The organism is Psychromonas sp. 14N.309.X.WAT.B.A12 (assembly GCF_030397575.1).
In the GTDB taxonomy this organism is placed as follows: Bacteria; Pseudomonadota; Gammaproteobacteria; order Enterobacterales; family Psychromonadaceae; genus Psychromonas.
In genome coordinates this window covers 207,022-227,290 of the sequence record NZ_JAPNXS010000007.1, presented here as the reverse complement: position 1 = coordinate 227,290, position 20,269 = coordinate 207,022, and the positions used below count along the sequence as shown (strand labels likewise).

General features: G+C 38.3%; 19 protein-coding genes and 1 tRNA gene. 15 read left to right on the top strand and 5 right to left on the bottom strand.

Annotated elements, in window-relative coordinates; genetic code table 11:
* Positions 1-545: 545 nt before the first annotated feature.
* Positions 546-622, bottom strand: a tRNA-Arg gene (locus OW492_RS11375).
* A 224-nt stretch (positions 623-846) separates the two neighbouring features.
* Between OW492_RS11375 and OW492_RS11370 the strand changes: the two genes are divergently transcribed.
* Positions 847-1,605: a FlgO family outer membrane protein gene (locus tag OW492_RS11370; protein ID WP_290040068.1), complete on the top strand. Its 759-nt coding sequence runs from the start codon at positions 847-849 to the stop codon at positions 1,603-1,605.
* Positions 1,606-1,900: 295 nt separating this feature from the next.
* Positions 1,901-2,380, top strand: a complete 480-nt coding sequence (locus OW492_RS11365) for a hypothetical protein (RefSeq protein ID WP_290040067.1) — start codon at positions 1,901-1,903, stop codon at positions 2,378-2,380.
* Positions 2,381-2,425: 45 nt separating this feature from the next.
* Here the strand turns inward: OW492_RS11365 and OW492_RS11360 are convergent, their stop codons facing one another.
* The 3 genes from OW492_RS11360 to flgA form a co-directional block, all read right to left on the bottom strand.
* A complete protein-coding gene (locus OW492_RS11360) occupies positions 2,426-2,845 on the bottom strand; it encodes a flagellar protein FlgN (protein ID WP_290040066.1) in 420 nt (139 codons plus the stop codon).
* A 24-nt stretch (positions 2,846-2,869) separates the two neighbouring features.
* Positions 2,870-3,190: a flagellar biosynthesis anti-sigma factor FlgM gene (gene flgM / locus OW492_RS11355; protein ID WP_290040065.1), complete on the bottom strand. Its 321-nt coding sequence runs from the start codon at positions 3,188-3,190 to the stop codon at positions 2,870-2,872.
* 84 nt (positions 3,191-3,274) lie between these two features.
* Positions 3,275-3,973: a flagellar basal body P-ring formation chaperone FlgA gene (flgA, locus tag OW492_RS11350; protein WP_290040064.1), complete on the bottom strand. Its 699-nt coding sequence runs from the start codon at positions 3,971-3,973 to the stop codon at positions 3,275-3,277.
* Between the two features lie 96 nt (positions 3,974-4,069).
* Here flgA and OW492_RS11345 point away from each other — a divergent pair, with 96 nt between their 5' ends.
* The 9 genes from OW492_RS11345 (at position 4,070) to OW492_RS11305 (ending at position 12,052) form a co-directional block, all read left to right on the top strand.
* Complete coding sequence (locus OW492_RS11345) at positions 4,070-4,975, top strand: chemotaxis protein (protein WP_290040063.1); 906 nt, start codon at positions 4,070-4,072, stop codon at positions 4,973-4,975.
* A 106-nt stretch (positions 4,976-5,081) separates the two neighbouring features.
* Positions 5,082-5,912, top strand: coding sequence for a protein-glutamate O-methyltransferase CheR (locus tag OW492_RS11340; RefSeq protein WP_290040062.1), 831 nt, complete (start codon positions 5,082-5,084; stop codon positions 5,910-5,912).
* A 276-nt stretch (positions 5,913-6,188) separates the two neighbouring features.
* Positions 6,189-6,590, top strand: a complete 402-nt coding sequence (gene flgB / locus OW492_RS11335; RefSeq protein WP_290040061.1) for a flagellar basal body rod protein FlgB — start codon at positions 6,189-6,191, stop codon at positions 6,588-6,590.
* A gap of 20 nt (positions 6,591-6,610) precedes the next feature.
* Positions 6,611-7,027, top strand: a complete 417-nt coding sequence (flgC, locus tag OW492_RS11330; protein ID WP_113820364.1) for a flagellar basal body rod protein FlgC — start codon at positions 6,611-6,613, stop codon at positions 7,025-7,027.
* A gap of 10 nt (positions 7,028-7,037) precedes the next feature.
* The gene (locus OW492_RS11325) at positions 7,038-7,733 is read left to right on the top strand and encodes a flagellar hook assembly protein FlgD (protein ID WP_290040060.1); all 696 of its coding nucleotides are present in this window, start codon (positions 7,038-7,040) and stop codon (positions 7,731-7,733) included.
* Between the two features lie 15 nt (positions 7,734-7,748).
* Complete coding sequence (gene flgE, locus OW492_RS11320) at positions 7,749-9,122, top strand: flagellar hook protein FlgE (protein WP_290040059.1); 1,374 nt, start codon at positions 7,749-7,751, stop codon at positions 9,120-9,122.
* 193 nt (positions 9,123-9,315) lie between these two features.
* Entirely contained in the window at positions 9,316-10,062 is a 747-nt protein-coding gene (locus OW492_RS11315) for a flagellar basal body rod protein FlgF (protein WP_290040058.1), read from the top strand.
* Positions 10,063-10,098: 36 nt separating this feature from the next.
* Positions 10,099-10,887 (top strand): flagellar basal-body rod protein FlgG, encoded by a 789-nt coding sequence (gene flgG, locus OW492_RS11310; RefSeq protein WP_290040057.1) that lies wholly within the window; start codon positions 10,099-10,101, stop codon positions 10,885-10,887.
* Positions 10,888-10,927: 40 nt separating this feature from the next.
* On the top strand, positions 10,928-12,052 hold the full coding sequence (locus OW492_RS11305) for a flagellar basal body P-ring protein FlgI (RefSeq protein ID WP_290040056.1): 1,125 nt from the start codon (positions 10,928-10,930) through the stop codon (positions 12,050-12,052).
* Positions 12,053-12,136: 84 nt separating this feature from the next.
* Here the strand turns inward: OW492_RS11305 and OW492_RS11300 are convergent, their stop codons facing one another.
* A complete protein-coding gene (locus OW492_RS11300) occupies positions 12,137-13,462 on the bottom strand; it encodes a Na+/H+ antiporter family protein (protein WP_290040055.1) in 1,326 nt (441 codons plus the stop codon).
* Between the two features lie 178 nt (positions 13,463-13,640).
* On the opposite strand from OW492_RS11300, the gene flgJ reads away from it, so the two are divergent.
* The 4 genes from flgJ (at position 13,641) to OW492_RS11280 (ending at position 20,260) form a co-directional block, all read left to right on the top strand.
* On the top strand, positions 13,641-14,669 hold the full coding sequence (gene flgJ / locus OW492_RS11295) for a flagellar assembly peptidoglycan hydrolase FlgJ (RefSeq protein ID WP_290040054.1): 1,029 nt from the start codon (positions 13,641-13,643) through the stop codon (positions 14,667-14,669).
* Positions 14,662-16,671 (top strand): flagellar hook-associated protein FlgK, encoded by a 2,010-nt coding sequence (gene flgK / locus OW492_RS11290; protein WP_290040053.1) that lies wholly within the window; start codon positions 14,662-14,664, stop codon positions 16,669-16,671. Before flgJ ends, flgK begins: the two co-directional genes overlap by 8 nt.
* Positions 16,672-16,736: 65 nt before the next feature.
* Positions 16,737-18,224, top strand: a complete 1,488-nt coding sequence (gene flgL, locus OW492_RS11285) for a flagellar hook-associated protein FlgL (RefSeq protein ID WP_290040052.1) — start codon at positions 16,737-16,739, stop codon at positions 18,222-18,224.
* A 302-nt stretch (positions 18,225-18,526) separates the two neighbouring features.
* Entirely contained in the window at positions 18,527-20,260 is a 1,734-nt protein-coding gene (locus tag OW492_RS11280) for a flagellin (protein ID WP_290040051.1), read from the top strand.
* The last annotated feature ends 9 nt before the right edge of the window (positions 20,261-20,269 follow it).

Genomic DNA, 20,269 nt, shown 5'->3' with positions numbered 1-20,269 from the left:
ATGATAGTGTGGGGTCTCCCCATGTGAAAGTAGGTCATCGCCAAGCGCCTAATTCGAACAATCCCTGTTGACTATGTCAGCAGGGATTTTTTCGTTGTTGGCTGTTGGTTTATGCCGACTTGAGCATGGGATAAATAAGCGCCACGCAGTGGCCGGCCTTATGTGTGATAGCTAGGGGCGAATGATACGCCAGTATCAGTTTATGAGTGGGCTAAGCTCGGCGTGCCCTGGTGGATCCGCGACAGCGATGGCCCACGAGCAGAGAAGCGCTGCGACGACTTTTCATCGCCAAGCGCCTCATTAAACAACCCCTGTTGATTAACATCGACAGGTTTTTTTATGTCTAAAATTCATTGATGTGGAGATGGAATCGAGGGTGAATAATACGTAGGTATTATCGTTCTATGTTTAATTTTATTGCTTTAAAAGCTTTATTACGCACCTTTAAGCTACCTTGAACAAGGTTATAGCAATAAGCAGAAGAGCTCTGCTAGTGCCTTTTATGCTGTTTGTTTTTTATTATGGTTTTCTTTTGATTGGTGTGATGGTCGGAACGGTGGAAATCGAATCCACAACCTGCCGCTTAGGAGGCGGCTGCTCTATCCCATTGAGCTACGTCCCGTATATCAATCTAATTGTAATGAATTAGGAAAGTTTATTTTTTATCATAAACGGCTTAAAGACAAGATATAGACAATCATATTATTGATTTTTATTATTATTCTTTAAAGTCTAGAAGTATTCTATATTTTTACTTTCTTAATTTTTATCTCTTTATCTCTAAAGTTATAGCTCATCGTGCCGATAGTAATATCAGATAACATTTTATTACCAAGGCAGGGCTTAATGAAAATACTACTTATTATTTCAACATTGATTTTTATGCTTCAAGGATGTGCCTCTGTAAAGCTTATGTCAGCTAAAGAGTATGAAGCGATCAAAGAAAAAGAAGTTGCACGTAATAGTGAGAATTATCTTTATTATTATATTGCCCATTCAACGAGTAATAATTACTTATCTGACGATGACAGTGACACTGGCGGCGTTAAAACTGGCTCTAATGGATATGGACATCTTTATACTTTTCAAGGTAAGAAATCATTAATCTTATCTGAGATCGTCAGTAAAATGGCGGATCAATTACTTCATAACTATCACGACCAATACCATAACAGCTCATTAGCATTAACTTCTTTAGTTGATCTTAACGATTACAACAATACTAGTTGGTTAGGGCAAACTATCTCTGAACAGTTTATACATGAGTTGCATATCAGACAACTACGTGTAGTTGATTACAAGTTAACCGGTAGTATCCAGGTTACTCCTGCAGGTGAATTTGCTGTTACCAGAGACTGGAAGAAACTCAATAAAAATGTTGATGTTGGTCGTATTTTAACAGGAACCATTTCACGTAATGAAGAAGGGGTTATTGTGAATGTCCGTATCGTTAATGCATTAGATAATGCAGTAGAATCAACTTCTAGCGCATTTATACCAGAGCGTATGTTCGTCGGTGGCATTTATGATTACCGTCCTAGAAACTATATTTCACGTAACAGTAGCAGCAACGATAATCGTGTGTTAGTTCGTTTAGTTGAGTAATTACAGCTATCTAATTTAAAGTGGGTTGCATCGTTTATGAGTGCTACCCGTTCCGACTGTTGAAAAATCATTGAGGTAATGAATGATTTTTCTGTTTATAAATCTAAGCCGTTCAGCTATTTTTTTAGCTTCCTATTGTGGTTCCTAGCAGCCAATTCTCCATTATCTATCAATAAGACTCCCTTAAGTGCCACTCAATAACATTAATAATTATAGTGGGTATGAATATTGCTTAATCTAAATTATAAGAAATTATATTCAGACAGCTTATCAGTTTATATTTAAGGAGTTTTCGATGTCCAAGAGTAAGTTACAAGGGAACCTATTAGTAACAGCATTATTTTCTAGTCTGTTGTTAACGGGGTGTTCTTTGTTTAAGAAAGAAGTTGTAGAAGTTGAAAAGGTGGATACCTATAAATTTGTCGCCATCGGATATGCAACAATGAGTGCTCAGACTGGCGCTACCGATGATATTAAAATGCTGAATGCTATTAAGGCTTCAAAGTTAGAAGCTTATAAAGAGCTCGCTGAGCAGGTCTATGGCGTAATGTTGAGTTCTGAGAATAGTGTACAACAATATCAACTACGCAATGATGGCATGAGCACTAAGGTGAAGGGTTTAGTAAGGGGGGCTAAGGTATTACGTAGTTACCATGAAAAAGACCTCTATATAACTGAATTAGGTTTGAACATGGAGACTTTACCTTATCTTAAAAGTGCTGAATTTACTGACAGAAGTGAAGTTATAAAAGTGCCAAGCCAAATATATTACTAACTTGCTCTTTATTGTTAGCTGATGATAGGGGAAGGATTAAAAGTGTTAAGCTTGAATGTTCTTTCCTAACAAACTCGCACTATTTAAGACTCCTTTTTGATCATAGGTTACGGTATTTTTTCCTTTAGCTTGTGTCAGTACTTGCATTAAGTGCTTATTACTTTGCATGCTTAACTCTATTAAACGTCCGTTAATATCATTATCTTTTTGACAAGCTAACAAGCGACTTTCTATATCTTGCTTCAACGCTAATAATTGACTATCTTCTTGGATTAAACGTAAATTATCTTTGCTGCTAATTGCTTTATTTGAGCCACCAATGCTTTGCAGCAGCTTTTGTTTGTTGGATAATATTAGATTTAAATTGTCGAAGGACTTTTCTTTAAGGCATGTTCTTTCTTCATCAAGTAATCCATGGAGTACTTTAATCGATTCGAGTAGTTCAATTAACTGATCTTTTAACATGCAATATTCTTTTTAGGTAACAGGTTAACTTGGATATGCGTCGCTAAAGTCATTTTCAAATTTACCGATGTTTTCAGCTAACTGCGCGGAGTTAATCTTGTAATCACCTTTCAAAATAGCTGCTTTTAATGTTTCAACACGTTTCATATCCACTTGAGACTCACTTGAAGCTTGTTTTTGCATTTTATTTAAATTCACTGCTTGCGATGTTAGTTGTACAGAGTCCTTATGGGGATTTTGCACATCTTTTTTATCGGCTATGTTGCCACTATTTTTCTTGAGTGAGTTATTTTGGTCAATCGCAATACTATTTTGTAATGATTGACGGTTGATATTTATACTCATAATCGTATTCCAATTAGTCTACATAGTTAACGTATCGGCAAGGGAGTAAATAACTTTAGCTAAAATTAGCGAAAAGCTGACTTTTTAAAAAGAAACTTGTACTTCTTTTAAAGCATATACTGTTCCAACTACTTCGCGTTGGGTACGAGTATTTTTTACTCTTACTGTACTGCCTATATTACCATCTGTTAAAGCAATACCCGAGGCTTTTATTTTTAGTCCGCTTTGGTTTGCGGTAATAGTCACCTTATCGCCTTTACAGACATAACAAACATCTTTAAAACGAATACTTCTTTTAGAGGAGACGTTGCGTTTAAGTCTGACACCATTTAAAGGAGCTAGTTCAGAGAAAGTACTGCCTCTTACTTGTGATTTCGCTTTGTAAATTAGCTCGATATTTTCTTCATCTAATGTTTCACCTTTACTCAGTGGACGACTGCTAACAATTAATGGGATCAGCGTTTGTACTTTAACTCTTACGTATAAATCCCACGGATTATTATCTTTGCAAGATACTTTAACAGCGGTATTACTTTTTATTTTATCGCCAACAATATACCCCTCTAAAGGGACTTTACATTCAGTAAAATTGACTCTATTGGTAATTGGATTTGCTTTTATATATAACTTTTGTTCTTCTGTTAATTCAAAAGTAGCCTGATATTTATCAAAAATAAGCGTTTCAGCAAACTTTTCTACCTCTTTTGAGTAATTAGATGATGCAAAAATATGAGAAGTACCTAGACTTAGGACTATGAAAATAAATCGAAGCAATTTGCTCACCTTAAGTTAAGTGAATTTGTTTCATGGTGAAATAACGTAGTAAAATATTATAAACTTTTTTTACTTAACAATAACCATAACAAAAAGGACTAGAATATGGCAGGAGTTTTAGACTCAGTTAACCAACGTACTCAGTTGGTAGGACAAAATAGACTTGAGCTATTGCTTTTTAAATTAGGCGGAATTCAACGTTATGGCATTAACGTTTTTAAAGTAAGAGAAGTTTTACAATGCCCTCCTTTAACTGTTCTACCTAAATTAAATGGCGCTATTCGTGGTGTTGCTTATGTGCGTGGACAGGCAATTTCTATTATTGATATGAACCTAGCAACTGGTGGTAGAGCAATTGATGACATTGAAAATCGCTTTATTATCGTTACTGAATATAATCGCTCGGTACAAGGCTTCTTAGTGGGTTCTGTTGAACGTATCATTAATATTAATTGGGAAGATATCTTACCACCGCCAGCAGGAAGTAGCCGTTACAGTTATTTAACTGCTGTGACTGAAGTAGATAACTCATTGGTTGAAGTACTTGATGTTGAAAAAATACTGGATGAAATCGCGCCAGTTAACACAGAGGTCACAGAGCAAATTACCATTGATAATATGGAAAACAAAAAAATCTTAGTGGCAGATGACTCATCGGTGGCACGTAAACAGATACAACGCACTTTAACGGCTCTTGGTTTGGAATGTGACCTAGCAAAAAATGGTAAAGAAGCGCTGCAAATTTTACAAGAAGTCTCTAAAACACAACCAGTATTTGAAAAATATGCATTGATGATCTCCGATGTGGAAATGCCTGAAATGGATGGGTATACCTTAACGTCTGAAATAAAAACACATCCTGATATGAAAGACTTATACATTATTTTACACACTTCACTCAGTGGTATCTTTAATCAGGCGATGGTTGAAAAAGTAGGGGCGAATGACTTTATTGCTAAATTCAATCCAGATGAACTGGCGATAGCAGTACAAAAGGTCATTAACTGTTAAGAAGTATAATAAATAGAATAGCTTTTAATGGTAAGTTATTTACAATATTTTTTGTTTATTAACATATATGACTTCAACTCAAACAATGGAATGCAGGTAATTATTAGTGAAAATTTTGTCTGATCAACTTTATAAAAAATTTGCTCTTTTTCTAGAAAAACAATGCGGCATCGTATTAGGGGATAATAAGCAATATTTAGTTAAAAGTCGTTTAAGTCCACTTATAACTCAATTTAACTTAACTGATTTAGATGAATTAATAGAAAAAGTTATTAACAGTATGAACTCACAGTTACGTAGTGCTGTGGTTGATGCGATGACAACCAATGAAACTTTATGGTTTCGTGATACTTATCCTTTTGAATTATTAACTCATAAGCTTTTCCCTGAGTTATTAGAGACAAAGAAAAATATTAAAATTTGGTCTTCTGCTAGTTCATCGGGCCAAGAAGCTTATTCAATAGCGATGACTGCACTTGAGTATGTAAAAGCTAAACCTACGAGCAAGCTGACAACACAAATTATTGGTACTGATATTTCTGACTCAATGTTGGCGCAATGCAACCTGGGGCAATACGATTTGTTAGCTTTATCTCGAGGTTTATCAGAGACTCGTAAACGCCAGTTCTTTATTCCTGTACATGGTTTAACTAACAAAATGCAAGTCAGACCAGAGGTCAAAAAATTGACTTCTTTTAGACGTCTTAATCTATTAGATAGTTATGCATCACTAGGCAAGTTTGATTTAATCTTTTGCCGTAATGTTTTGATCTACTTTTCTAATGACGTTAAAGCTAAAATATTAAACCAGTTTGCAGGTGCTTTAAATCCAGGTGGTTATCTTATTTTAGGTGCTTCTGAATCCTTAAACGGATTAACTGATAAGTTTGAAATGGTACGTTGTAACCCGGGTATTATTTATAAATTGAAAAAGTAGCAATAAAGCGGTTTTAAGATGATATTAAAGAGGCAACTATTGCCTCTTTTTTTTGGCACTTTATCGATGTGCCATTTTTCATTAACAGGGTATTGCTTTCATTTTCTGTATTGGCCAAGATTAGATAGAATTGAGGCTTTATGATATTTATCTAATTGATATAAATAAACACTTATAGCTTTCTATCCCTCGCTCTTGACAAAAACTCACCTTATCAACTCTATTGTTTATATTTTTGGCACAAGCTTTGCATTTATCTAAACAAAGGAGAAATTTATGGCACTTAACTTTGAAAAAGCATTAGGCATTCATCAGCACACATTAGGTATTCGCTCTCGTCGTACTGAGATTTTAGCGTCGAATATTACTAATGCAGATACACCTAATTACAAAGCAAAAGATATCAATTTCAAAGATGCTTTAAATGCAGCTAAGTCAGGGAGTGGTATGTCGTTAAATCGTACCGACACGCTTCATAAGCCTGGTTTCTCAAGTTCAATGGCACAAAATGGATTATTGTATCGTGCTTCCAATCAACCAGACACCGGTGATGGTAATTCTGTTGATTTAGAAGTTGAACGTAATTTGTTTATGAAAAACAGTATGGAATATCAAGCTAGTTTAGATTTTTTGAATAGTAAGATTTCAGGATTACGCATGGCCATTAAAGGTCAATAATTGCTAGTGGGAGAAAAATCATGAGTTTATTAAAAGTATTAGATGTTGCCGGCACTGGGATGAGTGCGCAATCTGTGCGATTAAATACCACTGCTAGTAACTTAGCGAATGCCAATAGCGTTAGTAGTAATATTGATGAAACTTATAAAGCGCGTCACCCTGTTTTTGCCGCAGAGTTAGACAGAGCAATGGGTGGACTCGATAGTAGTGTCGGAGTGAAAGTGCAGGGGATTGTAGAAAGTACTGCCGAATTAAATCGAGAATATGCGCCTAATCATCCTAAAGCGGATGAAGATGGTTTTATTTTTCACTCTAATGTCAATGTAATGGAAGAGATGGCTAATATGATAAGTGCTTCACGCTCGTACCAAACTAATGTGCAAATTGCCGATGCAGCAAAACAGATGTTAAGCCGTACATTGCAAATGGGTAAATAAGGATAATTAGATGACTACTATAACCTCATCAGGTCTCAGTTTAACCAAGCCATTAACTGAAGAACAAATTAAGAAAAATACAGAAATTGATGCTGAGCAACAATTAGATCAAGAAGATTTTTTCTCCTTGCTTTCACAGCAACTGGCTTATCAAGACCCATTTTCACCCGTTGAAAATGCGGAAATGATTTCTCAAATGTCATCATTTACTACAGCCGAAGGTATTGCCACATTAGGAACAGAATTTGCCGGTATAAAAGAAGTGCTTAATTCTAGTCAAGCCTTAGAAGCTTCTTCACTGGTTGGTAAAAAAGTATTAGTGCCAAATAATCAAGCTTTCCTTCCTGAAGGCGGGATCGCATCGGGTTCTATCACCAGTAATACTGGTGCAATCAATACTACCGTTTCTGTTAAAAATAGTGCTGGTAATGTTGTTAAAACCATTGAGTTAGGTGAAATTGGTGCGGGTAACCAACGCTTTGATTGGGATGGGTTAGATGCCGACGGCAAACCTGCCCCACAAGGCACCTATACTTTTGAAGCTTTTGGTTCTGTGAACGGAAATGGAGAGGCATTAACAACTGCGAGTTATGCGCATGTTGAAAGTGTCAGTTTAGGTGGTGGTTCTGCAAGCGTCTATTTAAACCTGAAAGGGTTAGGCGGTATTGAACTGGATGAAGCAATTGAAGTTGCAGAAAATATATAATTAAAGGAAATTACTATGTCATTTAATATAGCATTAAGCGGAATTTCAGCTGCACAAACAGATTTAGATGCAACTGCTAATAATATCTCTAATGTCAGTACTGCTGGTTTTAAAGAGTCTCGTGCCGAGTTTGATAGTGTATACGCAAACTCCTTATTCACTAATAGTGCGACAAAAGTGGGCGATGGTGCGGCAGTATCTGCTGTAGCGCAACAATTCCATCAAGGTAGCCTTAAGTTTACCGATAACCCATTAGATTTAGCGATTACTGGTAGTGGTTTTTTCGCTACCGCACCTGGTCTTGACGATAATAATGTTAACTATACGCGTTCTGGTACATTTAAATTAAACTCAGAAAACTATGTGGTTGACAACAGTGGTAACTATTTACAAGCATTTCCTGTTAACCCTGATGGTAGTTCTTCTTCGCTAAGTTTGGCTACAACACAACCAATTAAGATTCCTGAAACAGCGGGTACACCCGTTAAAACAGATGCGGTTAGTATTAGCCTTAATTTACCTGCGGGAGATGAAGAGAAACCACTTGCTGATTTCGATCCTTCAGATCCAGATACCTACAATAATGCCACTTCGGTTACTATTTATGATTCTCTAGGTGAGCCGCATGTTCTAAATACCTACTATGTTAAACCGGAAAATGGTTCTGCCGATGGCACTAACCAATGGGTTTCATTTGTAACTGTCGATAACAAGCCTGTGGATAGCGTTGAGGCGGCCAACTACTTCCAAGATGCAAATGGCGACGGCGCTTTTGATGATGCAATTGGTACTTCAGCAAGTTACACAGATGCTGATGGAGTAGTGCATAATGGTATCGTACTTAACTTTGATGAAAACGGTGGTTATGTTGATTCAAGCCCTGAAGTCTTGGCCTTTGAAAATTTAGGTGTTGACGGCGCAGATGTTTTATCTGCAGGTGCTGATGGCACTCAAGCAATTACACTTGAGTTTGAAGAGCCTACTCAATTTGCTTCTGCTTTCCAAGTAACGGGACTAGAGCAAAATGGATTAACGGTAGGTCGTTTGACGGGTATTGAAATTGGCTCAGATGGTCTAGTACAAGTTTCTTATAGTAATGGTACTTCAGATCCATTAGCTCGAGTGGCAATGGTACGTTTTAGAAATGAGCAAGGTTTATCGCAAACTGGCTCTAATTGGACTGAATCTCAAAGTTCTGGCGGCCCACTTACTGGAGAAGCTGGATCAGGTACGTTTGGTAGTATTAGTTCTGGTGCTTTAGAGCAATCTAATGTTGATTTAACCACTGAGTTAGTTGATTTGATTAGTGCACAACGTAACTTTCAGGCAAATTCTCGTTCATTAGAGATTAGCTCTTCATTACAAGAAACAATCCTACAAATTCGTTAATAGAAGCTAATTTATATTATTTTTAAACGCACCCATTTGGGTGCGTTTTTGTTTAAGGTCCTTCCAGTATTTTTATCCAACCTATTTTATTCGCTCTAATTACTTTGTTGGCACAATGTTTGCAATTATATTTATCGAAACAGTAAACACCTTGTTCGCTGTTATTTACCTTTGAATTGTTAAGGAAGTCAAAATGGATAATTTTCTTTATGTATCAATGTCTGGCGCTAAAGAGAACATGAATGCCTTAGCGATTCACAGTAATAACCTAGCAAATGCAAGCAAAACTGGGTTCAAAGCTAGCTTTGAACAAGCTCGTAGTATGCAAGTTCATGGTGATGGGTTACCGACTCGCGTCTTTTCATTAGCAGAATCTCCAGGACAAAATTTTGACAGCGGTATAGTACATGAGACTGGTCGAGAGTTAGATGTTGCCGTCGAAGGCGAAGGGTGGTTTGTGGTGAGAGCTGATGCTGGAGATGAAGGGCTAACACGTAGCGGGGATTTTAATATTACTGCTGATGGCTTCTTAATTGATGCAAATGGGCAGGAAGTACTGGATAGCGTAGGCAATAGTATTTTTGTGCCGATGCCTATTGAAAAGTTTTCTATTCGTCATGATGGTGTTATTGAGATTCGTCCTGAAGGAGCACCCGCAGACGGTATGGAAGAGGTTGCACAGCTAAAATTAGTGAACCCCAATATTCAAGATTTAATGCGTGGAGAAGACGGCTATTTTCGACGTATAGATGGGCAACAGCCTGAAGTATCTAATGAGGTAGTAGTTACTAGTGGTGCTTTAGAAGCCTCAAACGTAAATTTAAGCGGTGAGTTGACGAGTTTAATCAACCTGCAGCGTAATTTTGAAATGCAGGTCAAGATGATGAAAAAAGCGGAAGAGATAGATCAGAGTTCAGAATCTCTATTAAAGATCGTTTAATCATTGATTATAAATTAAAAGTTTAAGGAGAAGTGTATGCATTCCGCTTTATGGATTAGTAAAACAGGGTTAGATGCACAGCAAACTAACGTTGCCACCATTTCAAATAACTTAGCCAATGCAAGTACCGTTGGTTTTAAAAAAAGTAGAGCTATTTTTGAAGATTTACTTTACCAAAATGTTAATCAACCAGGCGCTAATGCGACACAGGATACTAAACTACCTTCTGGTTTGATGATTGGTTCGGGAGCAAAAGTCGTTGCGGTGCAAAAGAACTTTTCACAGGGTAATGCGCTAACGACTAATAATTCATTGGATGTGATGATCGACGGTAAAGGTTTTTTTGAAATCGAGATGCCTGATGGTAGCTCTGCATTTACTCGTAATGGTCAGTTTATGCTAAATGAAGAAGGAGTGATGGTAACGCCTGGCTCTGGTTACCCTTTAGTACCGCAAGTACAAATTCCAGATGATGCACAATCAATTAGTATTGGTGCGCAAGGTGAAGTATCAGTAAGTATTGCTGGTCAAGCTGCGAACCAAGTAGTTGGACAGTTAAATGTCAATGCTTTCATTAATGCATCAGGCTTAGAGCCACTTGGTGAAAACTTATTTGCAGAGACTGGCGCATCAGGTGCACCGATTGAAGGTGTACCAGGTGCTGATGGTTTAGGCTTTATCCGTCAAGGGATGTTGGAAACTTCAAACGTGAATGTGACAGAAGAATTAGTGAACCTGATTGAGAGTCAACGTGTTTATGAAATGAATTCAAAAGTGGTTTCTGCTGTGGATGAAATGTTGTCTTACATTAGCCAACAGTTATAACGTAAACATTGCCTTAATGGGTAATGTATTGGAGAAGAATATGCCATTTACTATATTGAATAACACCAAGTTACTGCTAAATACTTGTATTGTATTTAGTTTACTACTGTTTGCTAGCATTGCTGATGCTGCGAGAATTAAAGATATTGCTAGTGTGCAAGGGGTACGTAGTAACCAATTGGTTGGTTATGGTCTAGTAGTTGGCTTACCTGGAACTGGTGAAAAGAGCAGTGCTTTTACCGAGCAAGCTTTCTCAACTATGTTACGAAATTTTGGTATTAACGTGCCACCAGGTGAAACCTTAAAAATTAAAAATGTAGCACCAGTTGCTATTACAGCGGAATTAAAACCTTTTACTAAACCTGGTCAAACCATTGATATTACCGTATCTGCAATTGGTGAAGCTAAAAGTTTACGTGGTGGTGAGTTGCTACAAACTTTTTTGAAAGGGGTTGATGGTAAAGTGTACGCACTAGCTCAAGGTAGTCTAGTCGTTGGAGGCTTAGGGGCAGAAGGTGCCGATGGCTCTAAGGTAGTGATTAACACTCCAACAGTTGGTCGCATTTCAAATGGAGCAATTGTTGAAAGAGAGGTATTATCACCTTTCGGACAGGGTGACACTATTACCTTTAATTTACACAAAGCTGACTTTACTACAGCTAAAAAAATGGCTGATACCATTAATAACTTAGTGGGCCCTCACACGGCGAGTATGTTAGATGCGACTTCAGTACAAGTACTAGCGCCACGCGATGTATCGCAACGAGTTTCATACTTATCAACCTTAGAAAATTTAGAATTTGAACCTGCGCGTTCGAGTGCCAAAATTATTGTTAATTCACGTACAGGTACCATTGTCATTGGCCAAGACGTTAAGTTGTTGCCAACAGCTATTACCCATGGTGGAATTAGCGTCACTATCAGTGAAAACAAAACTGTTTCTCAGCCGAATGCGTTTGCTAATGGTAATACTGAAGTGATTGATAATAGTACCATTGATGTCACTCAAGCTGATAGCCGTATGTTTAGGTTTGACCCAGGCGTGAACCTTAATGACTTAGTGAGAGCGGTTAATGAAGTAGGTCTTGCTCCTGGTGACTTAATGGCCATATTAGAAGCGCTTAAACAAGCCGGGGCATTAGAAGGTGAGTTAATCATTATCTAATAATCAAGTAGAACAAACTAAAAAAGGAAAGCAGATGCTTTCCTTTTTTGTTATGGCTGTTATTTACAGTATATGGCTTATTAGTTACAAGGTCATTGCAGCTATCCAACCAAAGGTGATAACAGGTATGTTGTAATGCAAGAAAGTTGGGATCACGGTATCTCTAATGTGGTCGTGTTGACCATCTGCATTAAGACCCGATGTTGGACCTAATGTAGAGTCAGAGGCTGGAGAACCGGCATCACCTAATGCTGCAGCTGTACCCACTAAGGCAATAATTGCCATCGGAGAGAAACCAAAAGCAATCGCTAACGGTACATAGATAGTGGCAATAATTGGGATGGTTGAGAACGATGAGCCTATTCCCATGGTAACCAGTAAACCAATCACTAACATTAATAGTGCGGCTAATGCTTTGTTATCGCCAATGCCTGATGATAATGCTGATACCAATGTATCAACACTGCCCGTTGCTTTCATTACTGCCGCAAAACCTGCTGCTGCAATCATAATAAAGCCGATCATTGCCATCATGTGTACACCTTTAGTGAATACATCATGCGTTTCTTTCCAAGCAATTACGCCACCAAATGTGAATACACTAAAGCCAGCTAATGAACCAACAATCATTGAACCTGTAATTAATTGTACGCTTAACGTCGCCACAATCGCTATTAAAGCGACAATAATATGACGTTTGTTTAGCGTTTTAAATTCAGTGGTGCTGTTTGCTTCAATTTTCTGTTGATACTCACGTGGTTTACGGTAGCTAATAAAAATCGCAATTAATAAACCTGTGACCATACCTAATGCAGGTAAAATCATTGCAGTCGGTACTTGGCTAGCTGTTACATCTAAGCCGTTATCATGCAGGTTTTTTAACAAGATGTTGTTTAAGAAAATACCACCAAAACCAACAGGCAATACCATATATGGTGTTACTAAACCAAAGGTTAAGATACAGGCTGTTAAACGTCTATCGACACGTAAACGGTTAAACACGCCTAATAGTGGAGGAATAAGGATTGGAATAAATGCGATATGTACAGGAATAATATTTTGTGAAGAGATAGTCATTAATAAAATAACTGAGAACACACCATACTTAATAAATTGCGATGTGTTTTGAGCTTGTTGGGCATTTAATCGTTTAATGATTGCCTGCGATAAAAGATCTGTAATACCTGACTTTGAAATAGCAACAGCAAAGGCACCAAGCATTGCATAACTTAATGCAATCGTTGCACCGCCACCTAAACCACTTTCAAAAGCTGAAATCGTATCAGGTAAAGATAAACCAGCGGTTAAACCGCCAACTAATGCACTCAATGTCAGCGCGATAACAACATTGATACGCATCATCGACAGTATGAGCATGATACATACCGCCAGTAAAACAGGGTTAAGCATAATTATTCCTTGTGGTAGGGTCAAAAATCCGCAGGCATTCTACTCGATGCGACAGCGCTTTGCTTAAAAAACTGCATCTGCTTTGATGATTAGTTAGTAAATGCCACTTATTCACGAAAATTAAATAAGTGGCATTTTTTTTGCTTTATTAATATTACAGCAAAAATGAGGTTGGTTAATGAGCAGTCAAACGATTACGCAAGCAAGCAATTACTTTGATTTACAAGGGTTAGAGCAATTGCGTCAAAAAACCAAGACAAACGATAAAGAAACGATACGTGAAGTCGCGAATCAATTCGAATCGATGTTTGCGAGCATGCTAATTAAATCAATGCGCCAAGCTAATGAAGCTTTTGAGACGGAAAGCCCATTTAACAACCAACAAACTAAATTTTATACAGATATGCAAGATAAGCAGCTCGCTGTTGATATCAGCCGGCATGGTACTTTGGGGTTAGCGGATGCTTTGGTAAGACAACTCGACCCAACTTCGATGGTACGTTTGCAATCTGTAGATCAAGACAAGTTAACCATGCCTAATCAAGCGCAACCAATGGCAATGCATGAGCTAAACCCAGCACCAGCTAATATTCAATTCAATAAGCCGGATCAATTAAGAGAGTTATCAATAACCAGAGTTAATGACAGTACTAAACAAAATCAATTGAATGGGGTTAGTGAAGTGACTGAACAAGTCAAGCAAACTAAGGCGGCTGACTTTAGTACTCCTTCATCATTTATTGCGTCGTTATTGCCGTACGCTAAAAAAGCGGCAAAAGCATTAGGCGTTACACCTGAAGTACTTGTTGCACAATCTGCTTTAGAAACTGGGTGGGGTAAGAAAGTTCTACAAACGTCTGAGCAAGAAAGCAGTTTTAATCTATTTAATATTAAATCTCATGGTGGCTGGCAAGGCGAGAGTGTCAATAAGAATAGCCTTGAAGTAGAAAATGGTGTGGGTGTTAAACGTCGCTCTAACTTCCGTGTTTATGAAGGGCTGCAAGAAAGCTTTAATGATTACACTCACTTCATTAAAAATAATAAACGTTATGAGCAAGCTTTACAGCAAGGTGGTAATGCAGATCGTTACATTGAAGAGTTGCAAAATGCAGGTTATGCAACGGATCCACAATATGCTGAAAAAGTGAAAAAAATTATGAATAGCGATAGCTTCAAAGCTGTTGTTGCAGGAGATAACAATGGCTGATCTATTACAAATTGGACTGTCTGGGGTTTATACCTCTCAAGCTAACTTAGCAACAACCAGTCACAATATCAGTAACGTAAGTACTGAAGGCTATTCTCGTCAAAGTGTTGATGTGAGTACAACGGGCGCTCAACGTTTAAGTTCTCATTTTATTGGCACTGGCTCAATGGTAAGTAGCATTGACCGCGCTTATGATCAGTTTGCTTTTACCGAAAATATGATCAACACCACTAACCATGCTTATTACAAAGAAAAGTATACTCAGGCAAATCAAATGGATAGCTTGTTATCCAACGAGAGTACATCTGTAACTACCCCGGTTATTAATATGTTTTCATCATTATCCAGTGTGGCTGACAATCCTAATCTATTAGAAGCGCGTACGGTTTTTTTAGAAGATGCTGGCAGCATGGTTAACCAATATAACACCCTGTATAAGCACTTAGACAATCAATACAAAGGTATCAATGCAGATATCGAGAATTCTGCATCAGTGATGTCAGAACTAGCTGCAAGTATTGCCAGTCTCAATGATCAAATAGCGTCTGTCGGAGGTCCTGGTAACGGAGCGGGAGCTAATGATTTATTGGATAAGCGTAATTTAGCAATCACTGAACTGAGCAAATATGTTAATACGTCAGTAGTGGCAACCGATAATCATATGGTTAATGTTTATATTGGCAGTGGTCAAGGCTTAGTCATGGGGCAGAATGCACAAGAAGTATTAGCTGTTGATGGAGACCCTGATCCTGCGCGTAAACAGTTGGCGCTGCAGTTTAATGGTAAAGCCGCTATGATTAATGGTAATCAACTTGGTGGAGAAGTAGCTGGGCTATTTAATAGTCGAGATAAAGATTTAGAAGTTGCGATGAATCAACTAGGGCAAAGTGTCATCGGTTTGACTCATGCACTGAACGAACAGCAGAAGCAAGGGCAAACGCTGGATGGTCAAATTGGTCAAGACCTATTTAATGATATAAACAGCAAAGACTCTATGGAAAGTCGCGTTCTAAGTCATAACGATAATTTAGGAAAAGCGGCATTAAGTGTGCGTATCGATGATTTAACCACGCTTTCACCAGACGAGTTAACATTGAAAGTTACTGAGCATATTCCAGGAACGTCTATCGCTTTTTCTGTTACTAACAATAGAACGGGTGAAACAAATCAAGTCGCGATTGATGATTTAGCTACTGATAATCGCTTTGATATTCCTGGGGCTGGTATTAGCGTTGGCATTGACTCAATGGTGACTCCATTGCAGGAAGGTAAAACATTTACCTTACGCCCAACGCGTTATGGCGCCCTAGAAGCTAGTTTACAAGAAACTGATCCTAAGAAAGTGGCTGCTGCTGAAGCAGAGGTAAAAGCTTTAGGCGGTGAGTTAAATACAGGAACTGCTGAGTTACGTGTGAGTGGCCTGGTGGACAAATCTCATCCTCACTACGTTAAAGAAGATAATCCGTTAACCATTAGAGTTTCTGCAAATAGCAATAATAGCGTGTTGGCTTATAACGTATTTGATAAAAATGGTTCTAAAGTTAACGCAGCAGAATTAACTGCACCTGTTGATCCGTTAAGCGGTAAAGCGACACTTATCGCTGGTGGTGTCGAGGTGGAATTAACGAAAGGTGCTCCTCTGCCTAATGATGAGTTTACCTTAGTCTTTAATGAAACCGGTGATAGTGATAACCGTAACATGTTAGCTATGACTGATTTGCAAGATGCAAAAATCATGAATGGTAAAAAAGCGACATTTCAAGATGTTTATAACGGCATGATATCAGAAGTCGGTGCAAAGACCGCCAATGCCGATGTAGCCATGCAATCTGCTTCTATTTTGAAAGACCAATCATTTGAAAGGATTCAGTTAGTGAGTGGTGTAAATATGGATGAAGAAGCTGCTAATTTATTAAAGTATCAACAATACTATAGTGCTGCTGCTCGTGTTATTACAGTGGCAAATGAAGTCTTTGAGAGTATTTTAAATGCATCTCGTTAATCGATTTCACCTATTTTTTAAGTGTAAGTTGGCGTCAGCCTAGTAAAGATTCATAGAGAGGTTATATGCGCGTTTCATCGCCACTATTTTTTATGCGAAATACCACTTCAATGATGGAGCAACAAGCCTCATTGAGTGATAAGAACTTACATTTATCCAGCACCAAGCGAGTGATCAATGGTAGTGACGATCCGGTCGCTATTGCAACGATCCAGCGTTTAAAGCAGGATCTTTCGGTTGGTGAACAATATATTAAAAATGGTGAAACTGCTAAATCAAGTAATGGCTTATCCGATACGGCGTTATCGCAAAGTACGCATATTATTCAGCGTGTGCGAGAGTTAATGGTTAGTGGTAGTAATGGCACCATGAATGAAGGTAATCGCGAGGCTATTGCTATTGAGTTAGCAGGATTGCGTGAAGAGTTAATGGGGGTGGCTAATACAAAAGATGGTAATAACCAATATATTTATGGTGGTTATGAAGTCGATGTTGCTCCTTTTCAAAAAAATGAATTTGGGGAAGTGGTTTACCACGGTGATAACGGAGAACGTGAATACCGTATTGGCACTGGTGTATTGGTACAAGGTAATGATTCTGGTGCAAAGATCTTCATGGATATTCCAGAAGGGAATGGGACGTTTGTCTCTGAGCTAGGTGCAGGCAATATGGGGGGCGGTGTAGTCAGCGCAGGACATGTTGTTGATAAAGATGCAGCACGCGATTTTTTAGATCAAGATTATACGATTTCAATTAATACAGCTGAAGAAGGTCCTGAGTACTCTGTTTATGGAGTAAAAGAACAAGCTGTAAAAGGTAATGCAAAGGTCACAATTAGTAGTGTTGATCTAGAAGCTGGCGGTATTAACAGTGTTAATCCTAATGTAAACAGTACAATGGGAATTCAGTTTACTGAGACAAGTCAAGGTAGCAAACAGTTTAATGTGGCAATAAATGGTACGTCAGCATCGACAACTTTTGATGCAAATAATGCTGATCCGCAGCTATTAAATATCAATGGTATTACATTGGAAGTCGATGGATTACCTGCCGATGGTGATAATTATGGATTAACCAAGTTTATTGCGCCTACACCTTATGAAGATGAGCAAGCTATTGCCTTCAATGGTATTAAAACTCAGATCAAAGGGGATGTAGAAAATTTAGACTCTTTTACATTACGTCAAAGTGAAGAGAAAGATATTTTTGCCTCTATCCAAACTGCCATTGACGCATTACGTATGCCGGGAACCGATAAAACTACCTTAGCCAAACAGAATACTGCTTTTGATATGTCTTTATTACAAATTGACGGTGCCTTAGATAAAGTCTCCAACGTGCAAAGTGCCGTAGGTGCAAGGTTAAGAAGCATCGACAATCAATATGAATCTACTCTGGATTTTAACTTAACTATTCAAACGACTTTATCCTCTTTAGAAGACTTAGATATGGCCGCAGCAATCAGCGAGTACCAACAAAAACACAGTATGTTAGAAGTGTCTCAGCAAACTTTTGTACAGCTGCAAAAACTCAGCTTGTTTAATCATATGTAAAACTAATTCTGCCGCTTTCTTTAGATAAAGAGAGACCAGGAACTGTATTTAAAAAGAGGCAATTGTTTGCCTCTTTTTTTTGCCTATTAATTTTAATTATTTGGTGAACATGTACCGACTGTTTAATGACTCTTAGAAATTAAGTTTAAGTAACTGATATAAAATGGTTATTTTTATTTTAAAAGTTGGCACATTAATCGCATTAATAACTGTGAGAGTAAAAATTGACGGCAAATTACAACACTGAAAGTGTATTGCCACACTCCCTTATTGGGGTCACCAAGACATAAAAGGATTACATCATGGCTCAAGTCATTAATACGAATATCATGTCGCTGAATGCACAACGTCAGCTCAACAAAACTCAATCAATGCAAAATGAGGCAATGGAGCGTTTATCATCTGGTCTGCGTATTAACAGCGCTAAAGATGATGCTGCGGGTCTTGCGATCTCTACTGCGATGCAATCACAGATTAAAGGTTTAACACAGGCCGTACGTAACTCGAATGATGGTATTTCGATGGCACAAACGGCTGAGGGTGCGATGGATGAGATGACAAACATACTACAACGTATGCGTGAGCTATCTGTTCAAGCTGCCAATGATACAAACTCTGCAGAAAATAAAGCTTTCATCCAAGAAGAAGTGGATCAGCTTTACTCTGAACTAGATCGTATTGCCAATACAACACAATTTAACGGCAGCAATTTATTAGATGGCTCAAATGCCTCAACGACCCTACAAATTGGTGCCAATGCAGGACAAAATTTAACTTTCTCTATTGATCCAGTTACGACTGCAGCTCTAGGGTTAGATGGCGGTGTAAATAAAGGCGACTTAAACAGTGGGCGAGTAAGTGCAAACGCGTTGGTCGATGGACAAGTTGCCATTAACGGTATCGATTTATCTGCAGTGGAAGCGGGTGGCGGTGCAGTTGAAATAGCTAAAGCAGTTAATCTACAAACTGCATCAACAGGTGTGGTGGCAGATGCTTATAATATTGTTGAAGGGCGTGCTTTAGATGATAATGGCGTTGCATTAACTGGTGTAACAAACGGATTAGAATTTACCGTTGGTGATAACCAAACTGTGACCCTAGGTCCAACATCATCAATGGAAAACTTAGCAGAAACAATTAACCGTGATGTGGCAGGCTTGCAAGCTAATGTCGGTGACGATGGTCAGCTTATCTTAAACAATGATACAGGTGAAACTATTACTATTGGCGGACCAGATAGCATGCGTTCAAACGCTGGTTTACAAGCTGGCGCAACAGCTGGGGAAGAGGTTCGTTACGAAGGTTACTTAGGCTTAACAAGCCAATCAGGTGAGCCTATCAGTGTTGATATTGGTACTAATGGTGCTACTGGAGATACTAAGAATATTGGTTTCATGGTAACCAATGGCGCAGCGGTAACGGGTGACTCTATTTCAGATTCAAGTGCGATTACTGAAGCGGATGCATTAACGATTAATGGTGTTGAATTAGATATTAAAGGTGCATCTGCCGGTTCATTGACACTGGAAGAAAAAATTACAGGTATTAATCGACTAACAGAGCAAACGGGAGTATCTGCTGTACAAGATGCTTCTGGTGGTATTTTATTTACCAATGAAACTGGTGGTGATATTACGATTGCTAGTGCGGCAGATAGTGATGCTGGCAAAGCAGCGGCTTTAGCTAAACTAGGTGTGATTGATGTAGGTGGTACTGCGGTTACTGAGCTTAAACTCAACGTAACGACCACAAGAAGTGCAAGTGATAGTTTAGCAAAAGTAGATAATGCCTTAGCAAGTATCTCATCATCACGTGCGAATTTGGGTGCGATTCAAAACCGCTTAGATTCAACTATCTCTAACTTAGAGAATGTATCGCAAAACCTATCCGCTTCTAACTCTCGTATTCAAGACGCTGATTTTGCCGCTGAGACATCAAATATGAGTAAAGCGCAGATCTTACAGCAAGCGGGTACTTCAATGTTGTCACAGGCAAATGCAAGTACACAGAACGTATTGTCATTATTACAACAGTAATTGAGATAA